This is a genomic window from gamma proteobacterium symbiont of Lampromicra miyakona (assembly GCF_059730895.1).
Genome location: NZ_AP035932.1, coordinates 2,212,638 through 2,233,820, shown reverse-complemented (window position 1 = coordinate 2,233,820; position 21,183 = coordinate 2,212,638). Strand labels below are relative to the sequence as shown.

Here is a 21,183-nt window from a genome sequence, read left to right as displayed (position 1 = left end):
GGCCGGCCAGCACGCCGGCCTGTGGCGTCAGACCAGACCTTCAGCCTTCAGTGCGGCCTGAACCGCCGGCCGTGCGTCCACCCGCGCAAACCATGCCTCCAGCGCGCTCAAACCTTCGAGATTCAGTTTGATGGCTTTTGCCCAGCGCGTAACCACAAACAGATAGACATCGGCGACGGTAAAGCGTAACCCCATCAGCCACTGTTTATCCTGCAGCGCGTCGTTAACGCGCTGAAATTTCTGCTCCAGCTGTGCACGCACTATGGCTTTGTACTCTTCCGGCGTATCCGGACGGAACAGCGGGGAAAAGGTTTTGTGCAATTCGCTGCTGATGTAGCTCAGCCACTCCAGCGTGTGATAGCGCGTCAGGCTGCCGGTCGGTGCCAGCAGGTTGCGATCCGGCTTGAGATCCGCCAGATACTGCACAATCGCCACGCCTTCCGTCAGTATGCTGCCGTCATCAAACTGCAGCGCGGGAACCTGTCCTTTGGGGTTTATCTGCCAGTAATCTTCTCCGCGCTCGGTGACTTTCTTCTGCAGATCGACATTGACCTGCGTAAAATCCAGCCCGCATTCGCGCGCAACGATATGCGGCGAGAGCGAACAGGCACCGGGCTTACAATAGAGTTTCATCATGGCCTCTCCTGATGAGTTGTTGTGATGACAGCAGCATAAAACTGCCAGAAATTTTTACCAGTGACAGCGATCAGGAATTGCGGGCGGGCGCGGGAAATTCAGCGGCCGCCTGCAGTCGCGGCGGCAGTGCCGTGAGCGCGAAATCCCAGAAACAGCGTACCTTGGGCGCCATGTTTTTCACCCGCTGCGCCACCAGATGCACCGGCAGCGGTGCCGGCTCCCACTCGCTCAGCAGGCGGATCAGCGTGCCAGCCTGCAGTTCATCTATCACCTGATAAGACAACAGACGGCCAATGCCCTGGCCACTGCGCAATGCATCCAGCTGGCTGGCGATATCATTGACGCGCAGGCGTGGGGTGATGCGCACACGCAGGTCGTGCGCGAAGCGCCACTCACGGGTATGGCGCACGCCTGCCACCAGCGCATGCATGCTGAGCTCAGCCGGATGGGCCGGTATTCCGGCATGGCGAAGGTAGCCCGGGCTGGCGACCAGCATCGAGCGTACGCTGCCGACGTTGCGCGCCACCATCGACGAATCCTGCAGCTCGCCAATGCGCACTGCAATATCCAGCCCGTTTTCAATCAGGTCCTGATAGCTGTCGCTAAGAATCAGTTCGATTTGCATTTCCGGATGCTGTTGCAGAAAGGCATTGACCAGCGGCATCACGTGGCGACGGCCACACATCACCGGGGCGGTGATGCGCAGCAGGCCGTACAGTCCGCTGTGGTGGGCGCTGTCGAGCGCGCTCTGGTAATCGTTAAGCAAGCGCTGCGCCTGCTCAAACAGCTGCCAGCCGCTCTCGGTTGGAGCCAGCTGGCGCGTGGTGCGTTCAATCAGGGTGGTGCCAAAACGTGCTTCCAGCGCATTCAGCGTGCGGGTAATGACCGGCGGCGAACGCTGCAATACGCGCGCCGCGCCAGCCAGGCTGCCCTGCTGAATCACCGCAACAAACACCTGCAGCTCGTCAAATCTGTCCATGAGCCATTCCCGATCTCAGCCGTGCAAGGCGAGCATAAAAAGCGTGTTGCTTAAACTACAGCGGAAAGCGGGGGTTGTGAAGGGGGATAAAAAAAGCCGGGCTTAGCCCGGCTCAGAAACGATTACTGGTTAGCGCTGGCGCGCTTCAGTTCTGCCTGCGCGTCATCCTGCGTCATGCGGTTGAGCAGCGGGGCGGTAATCAGCATCAGCAGGGCGATTACGCCAGTGGCGATACCAATCTGCTGGAACACCTGGCTATACACGGCCAGTGAGGCGTGTGGATCGGTGACGTTTTCCGGCACCGCCATCAGGTTCGCTACCTTACCGGCAATCATCGCGGCGCCAGCGGTGGTGAGGAACCAGGAGCCCATAATAAAGCCCATCAGACGTTGCGGCACCAGCTGCGCCACCATCGCCAGTCCGAGACCGGAGATCATCAGCTCACCGATACTCTGCAGCGCGTAGCTCAGAATCAGCCAGTTTACCGAAACGATACCCGCCTGGTTTGCGAATTTCGCGCCAAACGGCAGCACCAGGAACGCTGCAGAGCACAGCACCATGCCAATGGCAAACTTGTGCGGCATCGGCAGCTTATCGCCAAGCTTGTTATAGACTGCCGCCAGAATCGGGCTGGCCACCATGATCCAGAATGGATTGAGCGCCTGGAACTGTTCCGGCTCAAAGGTGATACCGAGAATCGCGTGCTCGACGTTACGGATGGCGAAGAAGTTCAGCGAGGTTGGCATCTGCATATACAGCACGAAGAACACAATAGCTTCGACCATCAGCAGGAATGCAACGATCATTTTGCGGCGTGCCGCACCGTGCAGCGCAAAGGCTTCTTTGGCAAACACCAGCACGATACCGATCGCGATCACGCCCAGCGTCATGCGGGCAATGCTCTGATGATGCAGCAGCCAGGTGGCCAGCGCGATCAGCGCAACCACGCCGACAAGGGTCATCAGCAGCTTACCGACCTGCAGCGGCGCAAAGTCTGGTTTGGAGCCGTAATTCTTCACCAGACGCTGGCAGAACAGGAAGTTCAGCAGGGTGATCACCAGGCCCACCACCGACAGCGAAAACGCCGCGCCCCAGCCATATTTGGCCGCCAGCCACGGAGTCAGCATCATGGAGAACAGCGAACCGATGTTGATCGACATGTAGAACATGGTGAAGGCACCGTCGATGCGCGGATCGTCTTTCTCGTAGCAGGTCGACAGCAGTGAAGAAGGGTTAGCCTTGAACAGCCCGCTACCCACGGCGATGGTCGCCATGCCCACATACACCATGGTGGTGTCATGACCGGAGAAGGCAATCATCGCATAGCCCAGCGCCAGCACAATGACGCCGAGAATAATCACGCGTTTGGTGCCGAGCACTTTGTCGCCCAGCCAGCCGCCAATGGCAACCAGGCCGTAAACCAGTGCGCTGAACGAGGTGAACAGGGTGATGGAGTCCGCTTCGGACATCCCCAGCTGTTTCACCAGATAGACCGCCATGATGGCTTGCAGACCGTAGTAGCCAAAACGCTCCCACAGTTCGATGGAGAAGATCAAATAGAACGCTTTCGGCTGACGGAAGGCGTTAAGGCTTACCGCCTCATCAGTGTGTTTGTTTGCAGTTGACACGTATACCTCAGTTTATACATCGCCTGTTTTACAACAGGAATTAAGTCTGCGTCGGGCTGGGTAATCCCGCGCAACATTGTTATTAGAAAGGAAAAACGGCGCCTAATTTGGCTGAATCAGGCCAACAGGGCAAGCATTTTCTGCACGCTGAAATACTTGTTACAGGCAGGGTTATAACCAGGATAATAACTTGTAAATCAGTGTTAAATATCACTGCGTGACATTATAGCAGGATAATTGTTCTTGTTGCAGATCGGTTGATGGATTTTCCTGAGATAAACTGCTTTTCCTGCTCCGGGCAGGACATAATATTATCCAGCCCATTAAGCTGGATGATTCCCCTGATTTTTGCCGAAGAAGTAAGCGCAATTGTCTGATTGTTGAGCACAATACGCAGCTGACGGTTCGCCGCAGGCTAATTTGTTGATCCTGCGCACAAAATTATCAATTAATTAGAAATGTAAAAAAAGAAAACGATTGCCGCTCTCCCGTTTGCCGACAATTTCACCACTTAATCGCGGCTTTCATTGTATAAGCTCTGCAACGCCCCCGGCGGCAGCGACCTGTTGCGCCAGGCAGGGGGAGGATGGATAGCCGATCGCCAGCCCTTCGACAGCCTGAAGAAATTGCTGTAACCTCGTTTTTTCCCTGCAAGGAACTCATCATGAAGCAGTCCGTTCGTGTCGCTCTCGTGGGCGATTACCGTGCCAGTGCCGTCGCGCATCAGGCCATTCCTCCTGCCATTCAGCTTGCCGCCGCCACACTCTCCCTTGACGTAACCGCCGATTGGATCGCCACGCCGGAAATCGATCTGCCGCGTCTGCACGACTATGATGCCGTCTGGGTAGTGCCTGGCAGTCCCTTCCTGAATGATGCCGGCGTGTTCGACGTCATTCGCTGGGCGCGCGAAAGCGGTAAACCCTTTTTAGGCTCGTGCGCCGGCTTTCAGTATGCGGTAGTGGAGTATGCGCGCAACGTGCTGGGCTGGGAGGATGCTGGCCATGCCGAGACCGACCCTGACGCGCGCTGGGTGATTGCGCCGCTGGCCTGCTCGCTGGTGGAACAGCGCGGTGAGGTGACGTTTGAGCCGGGTTCGCGTATTGCTCAGGCCTACGGCGCGCTGCAGAGTAACGAAGGCTATCACTGCAACTTTGGCGTTAACGCTGAGTTCAGCGAGGCGCTGGCCACGCGCAATCTCCGCATTACCTCATGGGATTTGCAGGGGGATGTGCGCGGGGTAGAGCTGACCGATCATCCGTTCTTTGTCGCCACGCTGTTCCAGTCTGAACGTGCTGCGCTTCAGAACCGGCTGTCGCCGCTGGTGGTGGCGTGGCTGCAGGCGGCGCGATAACGATTATTGCTGAGAGTACGGCGCGCGATGTCGCGCCGTTGTTAGCCCGCAGTCAGTCGGTCTTTTCCGCAAATTCACACAAATCTTCAATCAGGCAGGAGCCGCAGCGCGGTTTACGCGCCACGCAGGTGTAGCGACCGTGCAGAATCAGCCAGTGATGGCAGTCAACCTTAAAGTCGGCCGGCACCACCTTGAGCAGCTTCTGCTCCACTTCCTCAACGTTTTTACCCGGCGCAAAGCGGGTGCGATTGCTGACGCGGAAAATGTGGGTATCCACGGCAATGGTGGGCCAGCCAAAGGCGGTATTGAGCACCACGTTGGCGGTTTTACGCCCGACGCCGGGCAGGGCTTCCAGTGCCGCGCGGTCTTCCGGCACCACACCGCCGTGCTGCTCCAGCAGAATGCGGCAGGTTTTGATGACGTTTTCCGCTTTGCTGTTAAACAGGCCAATGGTCTTGATGTACTCTTTAACGCCTTCCACGCCGAGCGCCAGCATTGCCGCTGGCGTATTGGCCACCGGATAGAGTCGGGCGGTGGCTTTGTTGACGCTGACATCGGTTGCCTGTGCCGACAGCAGCACAGCGATCAGCAGCTCAAACGGTGAGCTGAAATTCAGTTCGGTGGTCGGATGGGGATTGGCGTCACGCAGCCGCGTGAGGATCTGCAGGCGTTTATCCTTATTCACACAGCCTTCCCGGTTTCGCCCTGCGGCGCGGCAGCAGCAGCCTCCAGCTGACGTGCGGCGCGCTGCTTCATTTTCTGATCGATCAGGTATTTGCCGGCCAGCAGCATACCGAGGCCGATAAACGCACCCGGCGGCAGCATCGCCAGCAGCATCGGTGAATCAAAATGCACCACTTCAATGCGCAGCGCTTTAGCCCATGGCCCCAGCAGCTGGTCAGCGCCGTTGAACAGCGTGCCGTTACCAATCAGTTCACGAATCGAACCCAGCGTCACCATTGCGCAGGTAGCGCCCATGCCGATGGCAAAGCCATCCAGCGCGGAGAGGGGAATGCTGCTTTTCGATGCCACCGCTTCCGCACGTCCCACCACAATGCAGTTGGTGACGATCAGCGGGATAAAGATGCCCAGCGACTGATACAGGCCATAGGCATAGGCGTTGATCAGCATCTGCACGCAGCTCACCACCGAGGCGATGATCATCACGTAGATCGGAATACGAATTTCACCCGGCACCCAGCGGCGCGAAGCGGAAATCGCACTGTTGGTGATGGTCAGTACCAGCGTGGTTGCCAGTCCAAGGCCCAGTGCGTTAGTGGCGGTTGAGGTCACCGCCAGCAGCGGACAGAGCCCCAGCAGCTGCACCAGCGCCGAGTTATTCTTCCACAGTCCGCCAATCAGTAAATTTTTCGCTTCACTCATGGTGCATCTCCACATTCAGGCAGCGAAGCGAGCTTCGCTGGCAGCGTTTCAATCAGCAGCGCCGTGCGTTTGGTGGCGTTGACCACCGCGCGCGGCGTGATGGTCGCGCCGGTAAACTGGTCAAATTCGCCACCGTCTTTTTTCACCGCAAAGGCTTTATCGTCGGCACCGTGCACCACTTTGCCGTTAAAACTGTTGATCCAGTCGGAAATTCGCAGCTCAATTTTATCACCCAGACCCGGCGTCTCATGATGTTCAATTACGCGTACGCCCAGCACTTTGCCATGGAAATCAGCGCCGACCAGCATCTGTATTGCGCCAGAATAGCCGTCAGGGGCGGTGGTCTCAAGTGCGGCGGCCACCGGTTGATCCCCTTTGCGCGCCACATACAGATGATGCGGTTTGTCGTTGCCGAGCGCGCGGGCATCGGTCACCAGCAGACACTCCTGCTGAATATTGTTGTCGTACAAATCGGTGGGCACCACCTGGTCGAGCAGGTTTTTCTGCTGCAGCGCGGTCTGGTGATCGACCGTCGGTTTGGTGACATAGTTGACCACCGCCGTCACGCCGGTGGTGATCACGGCAAACATGCCCAGCGTGAACGCGTTTTTACGAATGGTTTCGATCATCATCAATCCCTGCGATGGCCATACACGCGCGGCTGCGTGTAGTAGTCAATCAGCGGCACGCAGATGTTGGCGAGCAGCACCGCAAAGGCGACGCCATCCGGATAGCCACCGAAGCTGCGAATCAGCCACACCAGCAGGCCAATCAGCGCACCGTAAATCAGCCGGCCACGGTTGGTGGTGGACGCGGTGACCGGATCGGTGGCAATAAAGAAGGCACCGAGCATGGTCGCCCCGGAGAACAGATGCACCAGCGGCGAGTTCAGCGACTGCGGCGCGAACAGCCAGCCGAGCGTGGCGCACAGCGCCAGCGACAGCAGGAAGCTGAACGGGATATGCCAGCGAATGGCGTTCTTCGCCAGCAGCAGCATGCCGCCGAGCAGATAGCCGAGATTGACCCACTGCCAGCCGAGGCCGGCCAGTACGCCGCCGTAAATCGGCTGGGCCAGCAGCTGTTCGGCGCTGTGTCCGGCGCGCAGGCCGGTTTTAAAGGTATCCAGCGGCGTGGCCTGGCTCACGCCATCCACACCCAGCTGCAACTGCTGCATGGTGTCACCGGCCAGCGTGTGGCCGGTAAAAATCATACTGAGTGAGTCCATCAGGCCAGGTTTAATGGCCTGCAGGACATCCGGCGGCAGCCAGCTGGTCATCTGCACCGGGAAGGAGATCAGCAGTACCACATAACCGACCATGGCCGGATTGAACGGATTCTGGCCGAGGCCGCCGTACAGTTGCTTGGCGATAACCACAGCAAATACGGTACCGAGCACCACCAGCCACCACGGCGCCAGCGGCGGCAGGCTGATGCCCAGCAGCAACGCCGTCAGCAGGGCAGAGTTATCCGCCAGCGTCGGCACTACCGGCGCGTGACGCAGGCGCAGAATCGCGCCCTCAGTGATCCATGCGGTAGCGACCGCCAGCAGCACCTGAATCAGGAAACCGATGCCGAAGAAATACCATTGTGCCGCCATGCCGGGCAGCGCGGCCAGCACCACCAGCAGCATGATGTTGCCGGTGCTGCGGCGGTTATGGGTATAAGGCGAACTTGCAATACGAAAAGCCATTTAGTCCTCAGTCGTCGAAGGCTGCTGCTGCGCTTTACGCGCTTTGGCACGGGCGACCGCTGCGGCAATCGCCGCTTTGCGTGGGTCGGCGGAGTCAGGAGAGGCAGCGGCCTCCACTTCAGGGGATGCGGCGGGCGCGTCGGCTGTCTGCTGCGCTGCGGCCGCGGCTTTCTTCGCTTTGGCAAGGGCAATCGCCGCTTCAACCGCCGCTTTGCGCGGATCGACCTCAGCCACCGGTGTTTCCGTTGCCGGCTCAGCATCAGCCGGCGTCTGCGCGGCCGCGGCTTTCTTCGCTTTGGCACGCGCAATAGCCGCCTCGACTGCGGCTTTGCGCGGATCGACCTCAGCCGCTGGCGTTTCCGCTGCCGGCTCAGCATCAGCCGGCGTCTGCGCGGCCGCAGCTTTCTTCGCTTTGGCACGCGCAATAGCCGCTTCGACTGCGGCTTTGCGCGGATCGACCTCAGCCGCTGGCGTTTCCGCTGCCGGCTCAGCGTCGGCCGGCGTCTGCGCCGCCGCCGCTTTCTTCGCTTTGGCGCGCGCAATAGCCGCCTCGACCGCCGCTTTGCGCGGATCGCTTTCTGCGGTCGTGGTGTCAGCGGCTGGCCGTGCCGGCGCGGCCACTTTTTTCGCTTTAGCACGCGCAATGGCGGCTTCCACGGCGGCCTTGCGCGGGTCAATGGCCTGGCGGCTTAGCGGTTCGGTTTCAGCCTGCTTCTCGGCCTGCTGCGCCAGCGCCTGCGCATGGCGCGCTTCGCGTTCGGCCGCTTCCTGTTCCGGCGTCTTCGCCTGACGCGCTTTCACGCGCCCGGTTGCCGCTTCCAGCTCGGCTTTATCGCTGCGCGCAACCCGCTGTTTGGCCTGCTCGTGGCGCGCTTCCCGCGCCAGTTTTTCCCGCTCAAGGCGTGCCTGACGCGCTTCAAAGCGTGCTTTGGCTTCGGCGGTGCGTTTGGCCTCCAGATCGATGGCGCGCAGTTCGGCTTTTTCCTGGCGGTAATACTGCACCAGCGGAATATTGCTGGGACAGACATACGCACAGGCACCGCACTCAATGCAGTCATCAATGTGATGGGCGCGCGCTTTGTCATGATCGCCACCCTGGCTGTACCAGTACAGCTGCTGCGGCAGCAGTTTTGCCGGGCAGGCGTCAGCGCAGGCGCTGCAGCGGATGCAGGACTGTTCTTCCTGCGGTTGCCCCATCTCGCTGGCCGACGGTGCCAGAATACAGTTGGTGATCTTCACCACCGGCACGTTGAGGGACGGCAGGGTAAAGCCCATCAGCGGCCCGCCCATGATCACCATCTGGCGCGCACCCGGCGTGAAACCAACCTGTTGCAACAGATGGCTTACCGGGGTACCGAGACGGCCCCAGACATTACGCGGCCGGGCAATGGCCTCGCCGGTCAGCGTCACCACGCGCTCCGTAATCGGTTCGCCATCGACAATGGCGCGCTTCACCGCCCAGGCGGTGCCGACGTTCTGCATCAGCACGCCAATGTCGGTGGAGCGTCCGCCGTGCGGCACTTCCCGCCCGGTGAGAATTTTGGTCAGCTGTTTGGCACCGCCGGATGGGTATTTGGTTGGGATCACCCGCAGCTGCAGCTCGCGGTCACCGGCCAGCGCCTGTTTCAGCGCGGCAATCGCCTCCGGCTTATTGTCTTCGATGCCAATCAGCACGCGCTCCGCCTGCAGCACCCAGGCGAGGATGCGGCAGCCCTCCAGCACTTCCGCCGCACAATCCTGCATCAGGCGATCGTCCGCTGTGATGTAAGGTTCGCACTCGGCGGCGTTGATGATCAGCGTGTTGACGCCGCGCAGTCCGCCGCGCAGTTTGGTGGCGGTCGGGAAGCCCGCGCCGCCGAGGCCTGCAATACCGGCTTCGTGGATGCGTTTCACTACCGCGTCCCGACCCAGCGCGCGATAGTCCGGCTGCGGATCGAGCGGCATCCAGCGGTCTTCGCCATCGGCGCGCAGGAAAACGCATAGCTCGGACAGGCCGGAAGGGTGCGCGGTCATGTGTGGCGCGATGGCTTCAATGGTGCCGGAAGTGGGCGCGTGCACCGGTAGCATCCGGCCGCTGCCAAAGGTCAGCGGCTGGCCGCGCAGCACTTTATCGCCCGGCGCGACACAGATTTCGCCTTCGTGGCCAATATGCTGTTTTAACGGAATAATGAACTGTTCAGGCAGCGGGAGCTGGCTGAGCGGCGTGCCGCTGGACTGGGTTTTCATTTCCGGCGGGTGAATCCCGCCTTCGAAATCCCACAGCTTGTCTTTGCGCAGCAGTGATAACAGATTAAGCATGATGTTCTACCGGGATCACCCGTACAGGTATGGTGTCAAGATCCCACTTCCAGTTGGCCGTGGTGGTGGCAACCGGACGCATCTCAATGCAGTCGGTCGGGCAGGGCGCGACGCACAGGTCGCAGCCGGTGCAGACATCGCTCAGCACGGTATGCATGGCGCGCGTGGCACCGACGATGGCGTCAACCGGGCAGGCCTGAATACATTTGGTGCAGCCAATGCAGTTGGCTTCGTCAATCCACGCCACGGTGCGCACCGGCGTCAGCACCTCCGCGCCGCCATCCAGCGGCTGCGGTTCAACGTTAAGCAGTTCGGCCAGCTTCAGCATGGTCTGTTCGCCGCCCGGCGCACATTTGTTAATGGCCTCACCGTTATTGCCCACCGCATCGGCGTACGGACGGCAGCCGGGATAGCCACACTGGCCGCACTGGCTCTGCGGCAGAATCGCATCGATCTGCTCGACAATCGGGTCTTCTTCTACTTCAAAGCGGCGCGAGGCGTAGCCCAGCAGGGCACCAAACACCAGTGCCAGCGCCGCCAGAACAGCAATAGCAATCCAAATCGCGGTCATATCAGAATTTCACCAGACCGGTAAAGCCCATGAACGCCAGTGCCATCAGGCCAGCGGTGATCAGGGCAATGGAACTTCCTTTGAACGGAGCCGGCACGTTGGCCAGCACCAGACGTTCACGCATGCCAGCGAACAGCACCATCACCAGCGAAAAGCCGAGTGACGCACTGAAGCCGTACAGCGCCGCCTGCAGGAACGTGTGGTTGAGGTTGACGCTCAGCAGCGGCACGCCCAGCACCGCGCAGTTGGTGGTGATCAGCGGCAAAAAGATACCGAGCAGGCGATACAGCGACGGGCTGGTTTTACGCACCACCATTTCGGTGAACTGCACCACTACCGCAATCACCAGGATATAGGCCATGGTACGCAGGTACACCAGATCGAGCGGCAGCAGAATCAGGTGATTCACCAGCCAGGCGCAAATCGACGCCAGCGTAATGACGAACGTGGTGGCAAGTCCCATGCCAATGGCCGTTTCCAGTTTTTTTGACACGCCCATAAAAGGGCAAAGGCCGAGGAATTTGACCAACACGAAGTTGTTCACCAGCACTGTGCCAATAAAGAGCAGTAAGTAATCGGTCATTTTTTAACCTGGGAAGCCGAAAGGCGTTTATTATCCGGAATTGAGAGGTGCATCTCAACCTTTGCGCGATTCGTGCGCTGGCTGAGAGCACTCAGAATTAAATTCCTGACGAAAAGAGCGTCATCAGGGCTGAATAAAGGTCTGTTTGACCCGCTGTGAGCGTTTGAAGTAGGGCACAAAGACTGCCGCCGAGAGCAGGGCCAGCAGCAATGTCTGGATCGCTTTCCCATCGGCCACCGGCGTAAAAGCGAAGGTTTTCAGCGCCAGCAATACGGTCATCAGCAGCCAGAGAATGTAGTGACGTGGCAGACGGCGCGAACGCTGACAAAAGATCCAGCACACCCAGATGCTGTACAGCCACACCGCGGCGGCGGTGAGTAAGGACACCAGCCACTGCGTCATTAAAATACTGGCGTGAGAAAACAGCGTGGTGCGCAGTTCCGTGTCAAACAGCGGCCGCAGATAGAGCGCCACCACCAGCGCGCTGGTCAGCATCGTCATAATCAGCCAGGCCAGCGGCAGCAGCAGCCAGCCGGCAATACGCGGCGGGTTTACCGATTCGGACATGTTGTTCATCCTGATGTAAGAAAAAAGACGAGGCAGAGCGTACCATGTCCAAACGGGTCACGCCCGATTCGGACAGCGCACCAGGGGCAGAAACAGGGATAAGCGCGCTTTACACCACGTAGCGCCAGACGGATTTCGGCACACAGCCGAGGTCATACAGACGGCCACCTGAGGCGAGTTCAGCACGGCGGTGATCGGCGGCGCGGTACATATTGATGATCTCGTTATCATCAGTGAGCGAATAATTGAGGTGATCGTAGAGTTTTTCCAGACTCTCAAGATTATTCACTTTACGAAATTTCAGCAGGTAATCGAGCGCAGTCATGATTGCCATAAAAGATAAAGAACGGGGAAGTGCTCAAGTATAGGGAGCACGCGGCCAGAGTCCAGACACCGCGGTTAAAAAAATTCAAAATTCAGACAACGTGCGCTAATTCGCTCATCAAAAGGGACTTTTTTACGCTTTTATCTTTTTTAACGCGCATTTTTCTGCGCGTCAGGCCCGTTTTTGGCCCCGTTAACCGGGGGCTGGTGAGAAAATTTAACAGCTGCCTTAAACGGTATTCCAGACGCTATTTTTCGCACTTTTGTTGCGCTTATTTTGAAACGCAGCAGGCGCGAAAAAGCGATTTATCGGTAACGGGTGACGCACAAGGGTGCAGCTGTGATGAAACGTCAAATCGCAAGTGTGCGAATTATCACAAAACAGAACATTGCCTGCTGCGCGCATGAATAACCATTCTTTACGTGTCCGTTGTAATCGTTTCCAGTGCCTGCGGTCATAACCGCTTCTGTTTATTACAGTTATTTAACCTCCGCTGACATAAAGTTCAGGCGTTTTGTCCATAAGCTGAGTCAGCTGTCTGACACGCTGATACGCGTAACCCCTTTAATTCATTCTGTTTTGTGAGGTGTGTCGCGCTTGTTTTAGCGCAATTGCGCCAGGCTTGAAGCGCGTTTGTACCCCTACAGCACACTCCCTTCAGAGGAATGAAAATTATGTGGAAACGTTTACTCTTGACCACCATGGTCAGCGCCGCACTCAGCACATCGGTTCTGGCTGCCGACATGACGGTGGGCTTCTCGCAGGTCGGTTCTGAATCCGGCTGGCGTTCTGCCGAAACCAACGTGGCAAAAAGTGAAGCGCAAAAGCGCGGTATCACCCTGAAAATTGCCGATGGTCAGCAGAAGCAGGAGAACCAGATCAAAGCGGTGCGCTCGTTTATCGCTCAGGGCGTTGACGCCATATTCATCGCGCCAGTGGTACAGACTGGCTGGGAACCGGTGCTGGAAGAGGCCAAAGACGCCAAAATCCCGGTGTTCCTGCTGGACCGCGCCATCGTGGTGAAAGATAAATCGCTGTACATGGCGGTGGTGACGGCCGACAACGTGCTGGAAGGCAAACTGATTGGTGACTGGCTGGTGAAAACCGTCGGTGACAAGCAGTGTAACGTGGTGGAACTGCAGGGTACCGTCGGTGCCAGCGTGGCGATCGACCGTAAGAAAGGCTTTGCCGAAGCCATCGCCGGCCACAACAACATCAAAGTGATTCGCTCGCAGTCCGGTGACTTTACCCGCAGTAAGGGTAAAGAGGTGATGGAGAGCTTCATCAAAGCCGAGAACAACGGCAAAAACATCTGCATGGTGTATGCGCATAACGACGACATGGCGATCGGCGCCATCCAGGCGATTAAAGAAGCCGGCCTGAAACCGGGCAAAGATATTCTTACCGGTTCGATTGATGGCGTGCCGGATATCTATAAAGCGATGCTGGCCGGCGAGGCCAACGCCAACGTTGAGCTGACGCCGGACATGGCTGGCCCGGCGTTTGACGCGCTGGAGAAATTCAAAAAAGACGGCACGCTGCCGCCGAAGATCATCAAAACCGAATCAAAACTGTTCTTACCGGCTGACGCTCAGGCGGAGCTGGATAAGAAAAAAGGCATGGGTTACTGATCCCCGCAACCGCCCTTCGGGGCGGTTTTTATGACGTAAGCGAGGCAGAATCTGATGAGCAGCTACGATGAAACACCCCTGCTGAGCCTCAACGGCATCAGCAAAGGCTTTCCCGGCGTCAAAGCGCTGGATAACGTGTCGTTCAGCATCCGCAAGGGCGAAATTATGGCGCTGCTGGGTGAGAACGGCGCGGGGAAATCGACCCTGATTAAAGTGCTGACCGGCGTCTACACGCGGGATGCCGGCACTATCACCCTCAACGGCGCGGTGATTGCGCCGCACAGTACCGCCGATGCGCAGCAGATGGGCATTGGCACCGTTTATCAGGAAGTGAATCTCCTGCCGAATATGTCGGTGGCGGATAACCTATACATTGGCCGCGAGCCGCGCCGCTTCGGCATGATCGATCGCAAGCGCATGGTGCGCGACGCCGATGCGCTGATGCGCAACTACGGCTTCGCGCTGGATGTGACGCGTCCGCTCGGCCATTACTCGGTGGCGATGCAGCAGATCATTGCGATCTGCCGCGCAGTCGATCTCTCCGCGCAGGTACTGATTCTGGATGAACCGACTGCCAGCCTCGATGCCAGCGAAGTGGAGATGCTGTTTACCCTGATGGCGCAGCTGAAAGCCAAAGGCATGAGCCTGATTTTCGTCACCCACTTTCTCGACCAGGTGTACCGCATTACCGACCGGATTACCGTACTGCGCAACGGCCAGTTTATCGCCACGCGGGACACCGCTACGCTGCCGCAGATTGAGCTGATCAAGCTGATGCTGGGGCGAGAGCTGCTGGAAACCGCACTGCAGCGCCAGGGCAGCACGTTACGCAGCAATCAGCCGGTGGTGTCGTTTGAGGATTACGGCAAGAAAGGCACCATTGAACCGTTTAGCCTGCAGGTACGGCCGGGCGAAGTGGTGGGGCTGGCCGGACTGCTCGGCTCCGGGCGCACCGAGACCGCCGAGGTGCTGTTTGGCATCCGCCGCGCCGATCGCGGTACCGCCACCATCAAAGGCAAAGTGCAGCACATCCGCACGCCGGCCAAAGCCTCGCGTCTCGGCATGGGCTTCTGCCCGGAAGATCGTAAAACTGACGGCATCATCGGCGCGGCCTCGGTGCGGGAAAATATCATTCTGGCGCTGCAGGCGCAGCGTGGCTGGCTGCGGCCGATCAAACGCCGTGAGCAGCAGGCGATAGCCGAGCGTTTTATCAAGAGCCTGGGTATTCGCACGCCGCACGCCGACCAGCCGGTGGAGCTGCTGTCGGGTGGCAACCAGCAGAAGGTGCTGCTGTCACGCTGGCTGGTGACTAAACCACAGTTTCTGATTCTGGATGAGCCGACGCGCGGTATCGACGTAGGCGCCCACGCCGAGATCATTCGGCTGATAGAATCCCTGTGCGCCGACGGACTGGCGCTGCTGGTCATCTCCTCTGAACTGGAAGAACTGGTGGGCTATGCCGATCGCGTGCTGATCATGCGCGATCTGAAGCAGGTCGCCGAAATTCCGCTGGAACAGCTGTCGGTGGCGTCGATCGTCAACGCCATCGCGGACGGAGGAGCACAACATGCTTGAATCGCCTATGACACACGAAAAACCGGAACGGCGGAAGCCGAAGCTGCCGCCGGGCATGCCGCAGATCGTCGCGCTGATTCTGGTGCTGCTGATCGACAGCCTGGTGGCGAATAACTTTTTTGCTATTCACATTCAGGACGGGCGGTTATTCGGCAGCCCGATTGACATTCTCAACCGCGCCGCACCGGTGGCGCTGCTGGCGATTGGTATGACGCTGGTGATTGCCACCGGCGGGATCGATCTGTCGGTGGGCGCGGTAATGGCGATTGCCGGCGCGACGGCGGCGACGCTGACGGTGGCGGGGCACAGCCTGAGTTTTATTATCCTGGCCACGCTCGGAACCGGGCTGCTATGCGGCCTGTGGAACGGCGTGCTGGTGGCGCTGCTGAAGATTCAGCCGTTTGTTGCCACGCTGATCCTGATGGTGGCCGGGCGCGGCATCGCGCAGCTGATCACCCAGGGACAGATCGTCACCTTTAACAGTGACAGCCTCGCGTGGTTTGGCAGCGGTTCGCTGTGGCTGCTGCCGGTACCGGTGTGGATTACCCTGCTGGTGGCCGTGGCGGTGTGGCTGCTGACGCGCAAAACCGCGCTTGGCCTGTTCATCGAAGCGGTAGGCATCAACCTGCGCGCGGCGCGCAATGCCGGGGTGACCGGCTGGCTGGTGGTGATGTCCACCTACGCCATCAGCGGCGTGTGTGCGGCGGTAGCCGGGCTGATTGTCGCCGCCGATATTCGCGGTGCCGATGCCAATAATGCCGGGTTGTGGCTGGAGCTGGACGCCATTCTGGCGGTGGTGATTGGTGGCGCCTCGCTGATGGGCGGGCGTTTTAACCTGGTGCTGTCGCTGGTTGGCGCGCTGATAATCCAGTCAATGAATACCGGCATCCTGCTGTCAGGTTTTCCGCCAGAGCTGAACCAGGTGGTGAAAGCGGTGGTGGTGATGTGCGTTCTGCTGCTGCAGTCGCCGCGCTTTATCGCCATGCTGAAGGGGAGACGTAAACCATGATCAAGCGTCATTTACCGTTAATGATTACCCTGCTGGTGTTTGTCGCGGGTTACCTGTTCTGCCTCAGCCAGTTTCCCGGCTTTGCCTCAACGCGGGTGATTTGCAACATCCTCACGGATAATGCGTTTCTCGGCATCATCGCCGTCGGCATGACGTTTGTGATTTTGTCCGGCGGCATCGATCTGTCCGTTGGCGCGGTGATCGCTTTCACCGGCGTGTTCCTGGCGCGCATCATCGGCGACTACCATGTCGATCCGCTGCTGGCCTTTGCGCTGATTCTGGCGGCAGGCGCGCTGTTTGGTGCCATGATGGGCTGGCTGATTGATGCATTAAAAATCCCGGCCTTTATCATCACGCTCGCCGGGATGTTTTTCCTGCGCGGCTGCAGCTATCTGGTGTCGGAGAACTCGATTCCTATCGATCATCCGCTGTATACCACGTTGTCGAGCCTGGCGTGGAAAATTCCCGGCGGCGGACGTCTCAGCCTGCTGGCGGTGATTATGCTGGTGGTGGTGGCGGGGGGCATTCTGCTGGCGCACCGTACGCGCTTCGGTAATCAGGTGTACGCCATTGGCGGCAATCTGACGTCGGCTCAGCTGATGGGCGTGTCGACGCGCGCCACCACGATTAAGATTTATATGCTGTCGACCACGCTGGCGACGCTGGCAGGCATCGTATTTTCCATTTACACCTCGGCCGGCTACGCGCTGGCCGGGCTGGGCGTCGAGCTGGATGCCATTGCTTCGGTGGTGATTGGCGGTACGCTGCTGTCGGGGGGCGTCGGTACGGTGCTGGGCACGCTGTTCGGGGTGCTGATTCAGGGGTTGATTCAGACATGGATTAACTTCGACGGCACGCTGAGTTCGTGGTGGACCAAAATCGCCATCGGTATTCTGCTGTTTGCCTTTATTGCGCTGCAGCGTCTGCTGACGGTGATGTGGGACCGCCAGCAGAACGCGCCGGTTAAGCGTTTAACGTCTTAGTCGTGATCGCATGTGTGTTAAGAGGTGCGCAAACTGGCGCACCTTTTTTTATGCACAGATTCGTGGATGTTGGGTGGGGTTGCTGTTTTAGCGCTCAGAGTCGTGAAAGTTTGGTGGGTTTGCTGTTAATTGAGTGCCCGGCCCCATCAAGGCCAGCCCGATCGCAAAGAAACCCCGCATCCATGCCGATCGGCCGCGCCATCCCTGGCGCGGACGCTTTGCTATTCGGGCTGGTCTTGATGGGGCAAGTGGGACTGTCATTGCTGTAGTCAGTACGACGCTTAATGGCTGATGCAAATTCGGCTCCGGTAAAAGCGCAACCAACCTGCATTAAGGAGATCAAGGCGGCCGGGGCGACAGGGAGGTATTCACGCCGGCTTTACGTAACGCCTGCCGTTGTTGACTGGACCGCAGTTTCGCCATAAAAAAAGCCGCGATACCCTCGCGGCTTGCTTCAACATTTCAGGCTATTAACGTTGCAGGCGGTAGTACGCATCGTTCCAGCGCAGCGCATCTTTGAAGGCCGGTAGGCGCGTCTCGTCATCAATCACCAGCACTTCAATGCCGTGCAGTTCGCCGTACAGGTACATATCCTCAACATCCAGCGCCTGGCTGAACACCGTATGGTGTGCGCCGCCCGCCAGGATCCACGCTTCAGAAGCGGTGGCCAGCGACGGCTGCGCGCGCCACAGCGCACGTGCCACCGGCAGCTTCGGCAGCGCCTGCGGCTGTTCAATGGTATCGACCACGTTGACCAGCAGACGGAAGCGGTCGCCCATGTCGATCACGCTGGCGTTCACCGCGCGACCCGCCGGCGTCGAGAAAATCAGACGCGCCGGATCGGCTTTACCGCCAATGCCGAGGAACTGCACATCAATCAGCGGCTTCTCCTCTTTGGCGATCGACGGGCACACTTCCAGCATGTGCGAGCCCAGCACCAGCTCATTGCCCGGCGCGAAGTGGTAGGTGTAATCCTCCATAAACGAGGTGCCGCCGGCGCGCGTGCCGGCCTGCACTTTCAGGATGTGCAGCAGTGCGGCGGTTTTCCAGTCGCCTTCACCGGCGAAACCGTAGCCCTGAGCCATCAGGCGCTGAACCGCCAGACCGGGCAGCTGGGTCATACCGTGCAGCGTCTGGAAATTGGTGGTAAAGGCTTTACAGCCTTCGCTATCGAGGAAGCGCTTCAGGCCCAGCTCAATGCGTGCGGCATCCAGCACATTCTGCCGCTTGTCGCCGTTTACAGACGCCGCTGCGCTGAACAGATACTGGCTCTCGTACTCGTCGACCAGCGCGTTGACATCGCCGTCGCTGACGCTGTTCACCACCTCAACCAGATCGCCGACGCCCCAGCCGTTAACCGCATAGCCAAACTGAATCTGCGCTGCCACTTTATCGCCTTCGGTGACCGCCACTTCGCGCATATTGTCACCGAAGCGCGCCACTTTCAGCTGCTGGCTGGCCTGCTTCGCCAGGGCGGCATTGATCCAGCGCGCAATACGCTGCTGGCTGGTTTTATCCTGCCAGTGACCGGTCACCACGCTGTGCTGCAGACCCATGCGCGCGCCAATGAAGCCGAACTCACGGCCGCCGTGCGCGGTCTGGTTCAGGTTCATGAAGTCCATGTCCATGCTGTCCCACGGAATTTCCGCATTGAACTGGGTGTGAAACTGCAGCAGCGGCTTATGCAAAATACTCAGTCCGCCAATCCACATTTTTGCCGGCGAAAAGGTATGCAGCCAGGTAATGATACCGACGCACTGGCTGTCGTGATTGGCCTCGCGGCACAGTGCCAGCGCTTCATCCGGTGATTTCACCAGCGGCTTCAGCTCAAGCGGCACCGGCAGCGTACCGGCCTGGTTCAGGCCGTCCATCACCTGGCGCGCATGCTGCTCAACCTGGCGCAGGGTTTCCGCTCCGTAGAGATGCTGTGTACCAATCACAAACCAGACTTTCTGTTCCATTCATCGCTCCTTTACTTAGCGGATGCGGCGCGCGCGGCGTACTGCGGTTCAGCCGCCTGGCACCAGTGTTGATAACGTTGATAAAGCTGCTGATAAGTCGCCACGCGCGCGCTGTCCGGCTGCAGGGTGACGGCAATCGGACTGGCCATCACCTGCTGCGCCGCCGGCACATCGGGGTAAACGCCGGCGGCAACGGCGGCAAAAATCGCCGCGCCCAGCGCGCAGCACTCATCGGAAGCGACAATGTCCAGCGGCCGGTTCATCACATCGCAGCAGGCCTGCATGATGGCAGGGGATTTGCGCGCAATGCCGCCGAGCGTCAGGATGTTCTGCACCGGAATCTGCTGCTGTTCGAAGCACTCCATGATGGCGCGAGCGCCGAAGGCGGTGGCGGCAATCAGGCCACCGAACAGCGCCGGCGCATCGGTGCCGAGGTTGAGGTCGGTAATCACGCCTTTCAGGCGCTGGTTGGCGTCCGGCGTGCGGCGACCGTTAAACCAGTCCAGCACCACCGGCAGGTGATCGAGTTGCGGATTTGCCGCCCAGGCGTCGGTCAGCTGGCGGATCAAATCCTGCTGCAGCGCGGCCAGCTGCGGCTGTAATTCAGGATGGCGCTGCGCCGCCTGCTGCAAAGGCCAGCCGAGCAGGCGACTGAACCAGGCGTAGATGTCGCCGAACGCCGATTGTCCGGCTTCACAGCCGATGGCGCCCGGCATTACGCTGCCGTCGACCTGACCGCAGATGCCTTTGATCGCGCGATCGCCCACCTGTTCGCTGTCGGCGATCAGGATGTCGCAGGTCGAGGTGCCGATGACTTTCACCAGCGTGTACGGCTGTGCGCCCGCGCCAACCGCGCCCATGTGGCAGTCAAAGGCGCCACCGGACAGCATCACCTGTTCTGACAGGCCAAGACGCTGCGCCCATTCGCCCGACAGCGTGCCGACCGGCACATCGGCGGTAAAAGTATCGCTGAACAGCGGCGAATCGAGCTGTTCCACCAGCATGGGATCGAGCGCGCGAAAGAACGCCGCCGGCGGTAAACCCTGCCACTCCGGATGCCACAATGATTTGTGCCCGGCGGCACAGCGTCCGCGCCGCAGATCGGCCGGTGCGGTGGTACCGCTCAGCAGCGCAGGCACCCAGTCGCACAGCTCTACCCACGAAACCGCCGCCTCACGCACCGCGGCATCGGCACGCGATACGTGCAAGATTTTGGCCCAGAACCATTCGGAGGAGTAAATGCCGCCGATGTAGCGGGTATAGTCGGTGAACTGGCCGCTGCGGCACAGGCGGTTGATCTCTTCGGCTTCTTCTATGGCGGTATGATCTTTCCACAGCACAAACATGGCGTTGGGATTGCTGACGAATTCCGGACGCAGCGCGAGGACGTTGCCGTCGCGATCGATGGGGGCCGGCGTCGAGCCGGTAGAATCGACGCCAATACCCACCACCGCGGCGCGCTGCGCCGGACTTAACGCCTGCACCACGCTGACGATGGCTTGTTCCAGCGCATCAATATAATCCTGAGGATGATGACGAAAGCGGTTGGCGTGGGCATCGCAGAATTCACCCTTTGCCCAGCGCGGATAGTTGACCACCGCCTTTTCCAGCTCTTTACCGCTGTGGCACTCCACGGCCAGCGCCCGTACCGAGTCACTGCCGAAATCCAGCCCAATTGTTATGGCACCCGCGCTCATCGGGATTCTCCTGTGTGAGTTGTCTCGCTCTATCCTGGAATGGGGCGCGGGCGGCGGTTAGTCATCAGCGGCTGAGAATATGCACTTTTCTGTCATCGGCGGGGTTGTGTGATCGACAGCAAAAGTTAATGTCCGGTTAATTTTGCTGAATATATGGAGGATTTAGTCATCGTTTTGGGATGTGATACCGCTCTACATTTTTCCGCGCTTTTCCCGCTACAACTAGCCCAGCGTTTGCACAGCCTTTGTACAACCTTTGAGCTAACGCGCTGATTTTGCGCTGTACCCGAACGTGAAATCTGATTGGTAGCGTTTA

The 21,183-nt window shown here is 59.2% G+C and carries 19 protein-coding genes; 5 read left to right on the top strand and 14 right to left on the bottom strand.

The window, feature by feature from the left end:
• Positions 1–27 precede the first annotated feature (27 nt).
• The 3 genes from gstA to dtpA all read right to left on the bottom strand — a co-directional run bounded on the left by gstA (position 28) and on the right by dtpA (position 3,243).
• The gene (gstA, locus tag AC6I8P_RS10310; protein ID WP_181444756.1) at positions 28–633 is read right to left on the bottom strand and encodes a glutathione transferase GstA; all 606 of its coding nucleotides are present in this window, start codon (positions 631–633) and stop codon (positions 28–30) included.
• Positions 634–706: 73 nt separating this feature from the next.
• Positions 707–1,615, bottom strand: a complete 909-nt coding sequence (locus tag AC6I8P_RS10305) for a LysR family transcriptional regulator (RefSeq protein ID WP_498030590.1) — start codon at positions 1,613–1,615, stop codon at positions 707–709.
• A 122-nt stretch (positions 1,616–1,737) separates the two neighbouring features.
• Positions 1,738–3,243, bottom strand: a complete 1,506-nt coding sequence (dtpA, locus tag AC6I8P_RS10300) for a dipeptide/tripeptide permease DtpA (RefSeq protein WP_058757699.1) — start codon at positions 3,241–3,243, stop codon at positions 1,738–1,740.
• A gap of 664 nt (positions 3,244–3,907) precedes the next feature.
• Between dtpA and AC6I8P_RS10295 the strand changes: the two genes are divergently transcribed.
• The gene (locus AC6I8P_RS10295; RefSeq protein ID WP_394516641.1) at positions 3,908–4,594 is read left to right on the top strand and encodes a CTP synthase C-terminal region-related (seleno)protein; all 687 of its coding nucleotides are present in this window, start codon (positions 3,908–3,910) and stop codon (positions 4,592–4,594) included.
• A 52-nt stretch (positions 4,595–4,646) separates the two neighbouring features.
• Here AC6I8P_RS10295 and nth read toward each other — a convergent pair whose 3' ends face one another.
• From nth to ydgT, 9 genes are all read right to left on the bottom strand, one after another.
• On the bottom strand, positions 4,647–5,279 hold the full coding sequence (gene nth / locus AC6I8P_RS10290) for an endonuclease III (RefSeq protein ID WP_058769714.1): 633 nt from the start codon (positions 5,277–5,279) through the stop codon (positions 4,647–4,649).
• On the bottom strand, positions 5,276–5,977 hold the full coding sequence (locus tag AC6I8P_RS10285; protein ID WP_058769715.1) for an electron transport complex subunit E: 702 nt from the start codon (positions 5,975–5,977) through the stop codon (positions 5,276–5,278). The genes nth and AC6I8P_RS10285 overlap by 4 nt, the downstream gene beginning before the upstream one ends.
• Complete coding sequence (gene rsxG, locus AC6I8P_RS10280; protein ID WP_031279157.1) at positions 5,974–6,606, bottom strand: electron transport complex subunit RsxG; 633 nt, start codon at positions 6,604–6,606, stop codon at positions 5,974–5,976. Before rsxG ends, AC6I8P_RS10285 begins: the two co-directional genes overlap by 4 nt.
• Before the next feature lie 2 nt (positions 6,607–6,608).
• On the bottom strand, positions 6,609–7,667 hold the full coding sequence (gene rsxD, locus AC6I8P_RS10275) for an electron transport complex subunit RsxD (protein ID WP_058769716.1): 1,059 nt from the start codon (positions 7,665–7,667) through the stop codon (positions 6,609–6,611).
• A complete protein-coding gene (gene rsxC, locus AC6I8P_RS10270) occupies positions 7,668–9,965 on the bottom strand; it encodes an electron transport complex subunit RsxC (RefSeq protein WP_498030589.1) in 2,298 nt (765 codons plus the stop codon). It lies immediately after the preceding gene.
• Complete coding sequence (rsxB, locus tag AC6I8P_RS10265) at positions 9,958–10,536, bottom strand: electron transport complex subunit RsxB (RefSeq protein ID WP_021506189.1); 579 nt, start codon at positions 10,534–10,536, stop codon at positions 9,958–9,960. The genes rsxC and rsxB overlap by 8 nt, the downstream gene beginning before the upstream one ends.
• Position 10,537: 1 nt before the next feature.
• Positions 10,538–11,119 (bottom strand): electron transport complex subunit RsxA, encoded by a 582-nt coding sequence (gene rsxA, locus AC6I8P_RS10260; protein ID WP_021506188.1) that lies wholly within the window; start codon positions 11,117–11,119, stop codon positions 10,538–10,540.
• 123 nt (positions 11,120–11,242) lie between these two features.
• Positions 11,243–11,686: a DUF2569 domain-containing protein gene (locus AC6I8P_RS10255; RefSeq protein WP_058758460.1), complete on the bottom strand. Its 444-nt coding sequence runs from the start codon at positions 11,684–11,686 to the stop codon at positions 11,243–11,245.
• A 109-nt stretch (positions 11,687–11,795) separates the two neighbouring features.
• Entirely contained in the window at positions 11,796–12,011 is a 216-nt protein-coding gene (ydgT, locus tag AC6I8P_RS10250; RefSeq protein WP_010618950.1) for a transcription modulator YdgT, read from the bottom strand.
• A gap of 674 nt (positions 12,012–12,685) precedes the next feature.
• Here ydgT and ytfQ point away from each other — a divergent pair.
• From ytfQ to yjfF, 4 genes are read left to right on the top strand one after another with little or no spacing between them, the layout of a single operon-like run.
• Complete coding sequence (ytfQ, locus tag AC6I8P_RS10245) at positions 12,686–13,642, top strand: galactofuranose ABC transporter, galactofuranose-binding protein YtfQ (RefSeq protein ID WP_021506185.1); 957 nt, start codon at positions 12,686–12,688, stop codon at positions 13,640–13,642.
• 54 nt (positions 13,643–13,696) lie between these two features.
• A complete protein-coding gene (locus AC6I8P_RS10240; RefSeq protein ID WP_058774750.1) occupies positions 13,697–15,217 on the top strand; it encodes a sugar ABC transporter ATP-binding protein in 1,521 nt (506 codons plus the stop codon).
• Positions 15,210–16,226 carry a galactofuranose ABC transporter, ATP-binding protein YtfT gene (ytfT, locus tag AC6I8P_RS10235; RefSeq protein ID WP_058758461.1) on the top strand — a complete coding sequence of 339 codons (1,017 nt, stop codon included), beginning with the start codon at positions 15,210–15,212 and terminating at the stop codon, positions 16,224–16,226. The genes AC6I8P_RS10240 and ytfT overlap by 8 nt, the downstream gene beginning before the upstream one ends.
• Positions 16,223–17,209 (top strand): galactofuranose ABC transporter, permease protein YjfF, encoded by a 987-nt coding sequence (yjfF, locus tag AC6I8P_RS10230; protein WP_021506182.1) that lies wholly within the window; start codon positions 16,223–16,225, stop codon positions 17,207–17,209. Before ytfT ends, yjfF begins: the two co-directional genes overlap by 4 nt.
• Positions 17,210–17,679: 470 nt before the next feature.
• Here yjfF and araA read toward each other — a convergent pair whose 3' ends face one another.
• Positions 17,680–19,170 (bottom strand): L-arabinose isomerase, encoded by a 1,491-nt coding sequence (araA, locus tag AC6I8P_RS10225; RefSeq protein WP_241797861.1) that lies wholly within the window; start codon positions 19,168–19,170, stop codon positions 17,680–17,682.
• An 11-nt stretch (positions 19,171–19,181) separates the two neighbouring features.
• The gene (locus AC6I8P_RS10220; protein WP_498030588.1) at positions 19,182–20,867 is read right to left on the bottom strand and encodes a ribulokinase; all 1,686 of its coding nucleotides are present in this window, start codon (positions 20,865–20,867) and stop codon (positions 19,182–19,184) included.
• Positions 20,868–21,183: the final 316 nt, after the last annotated feature.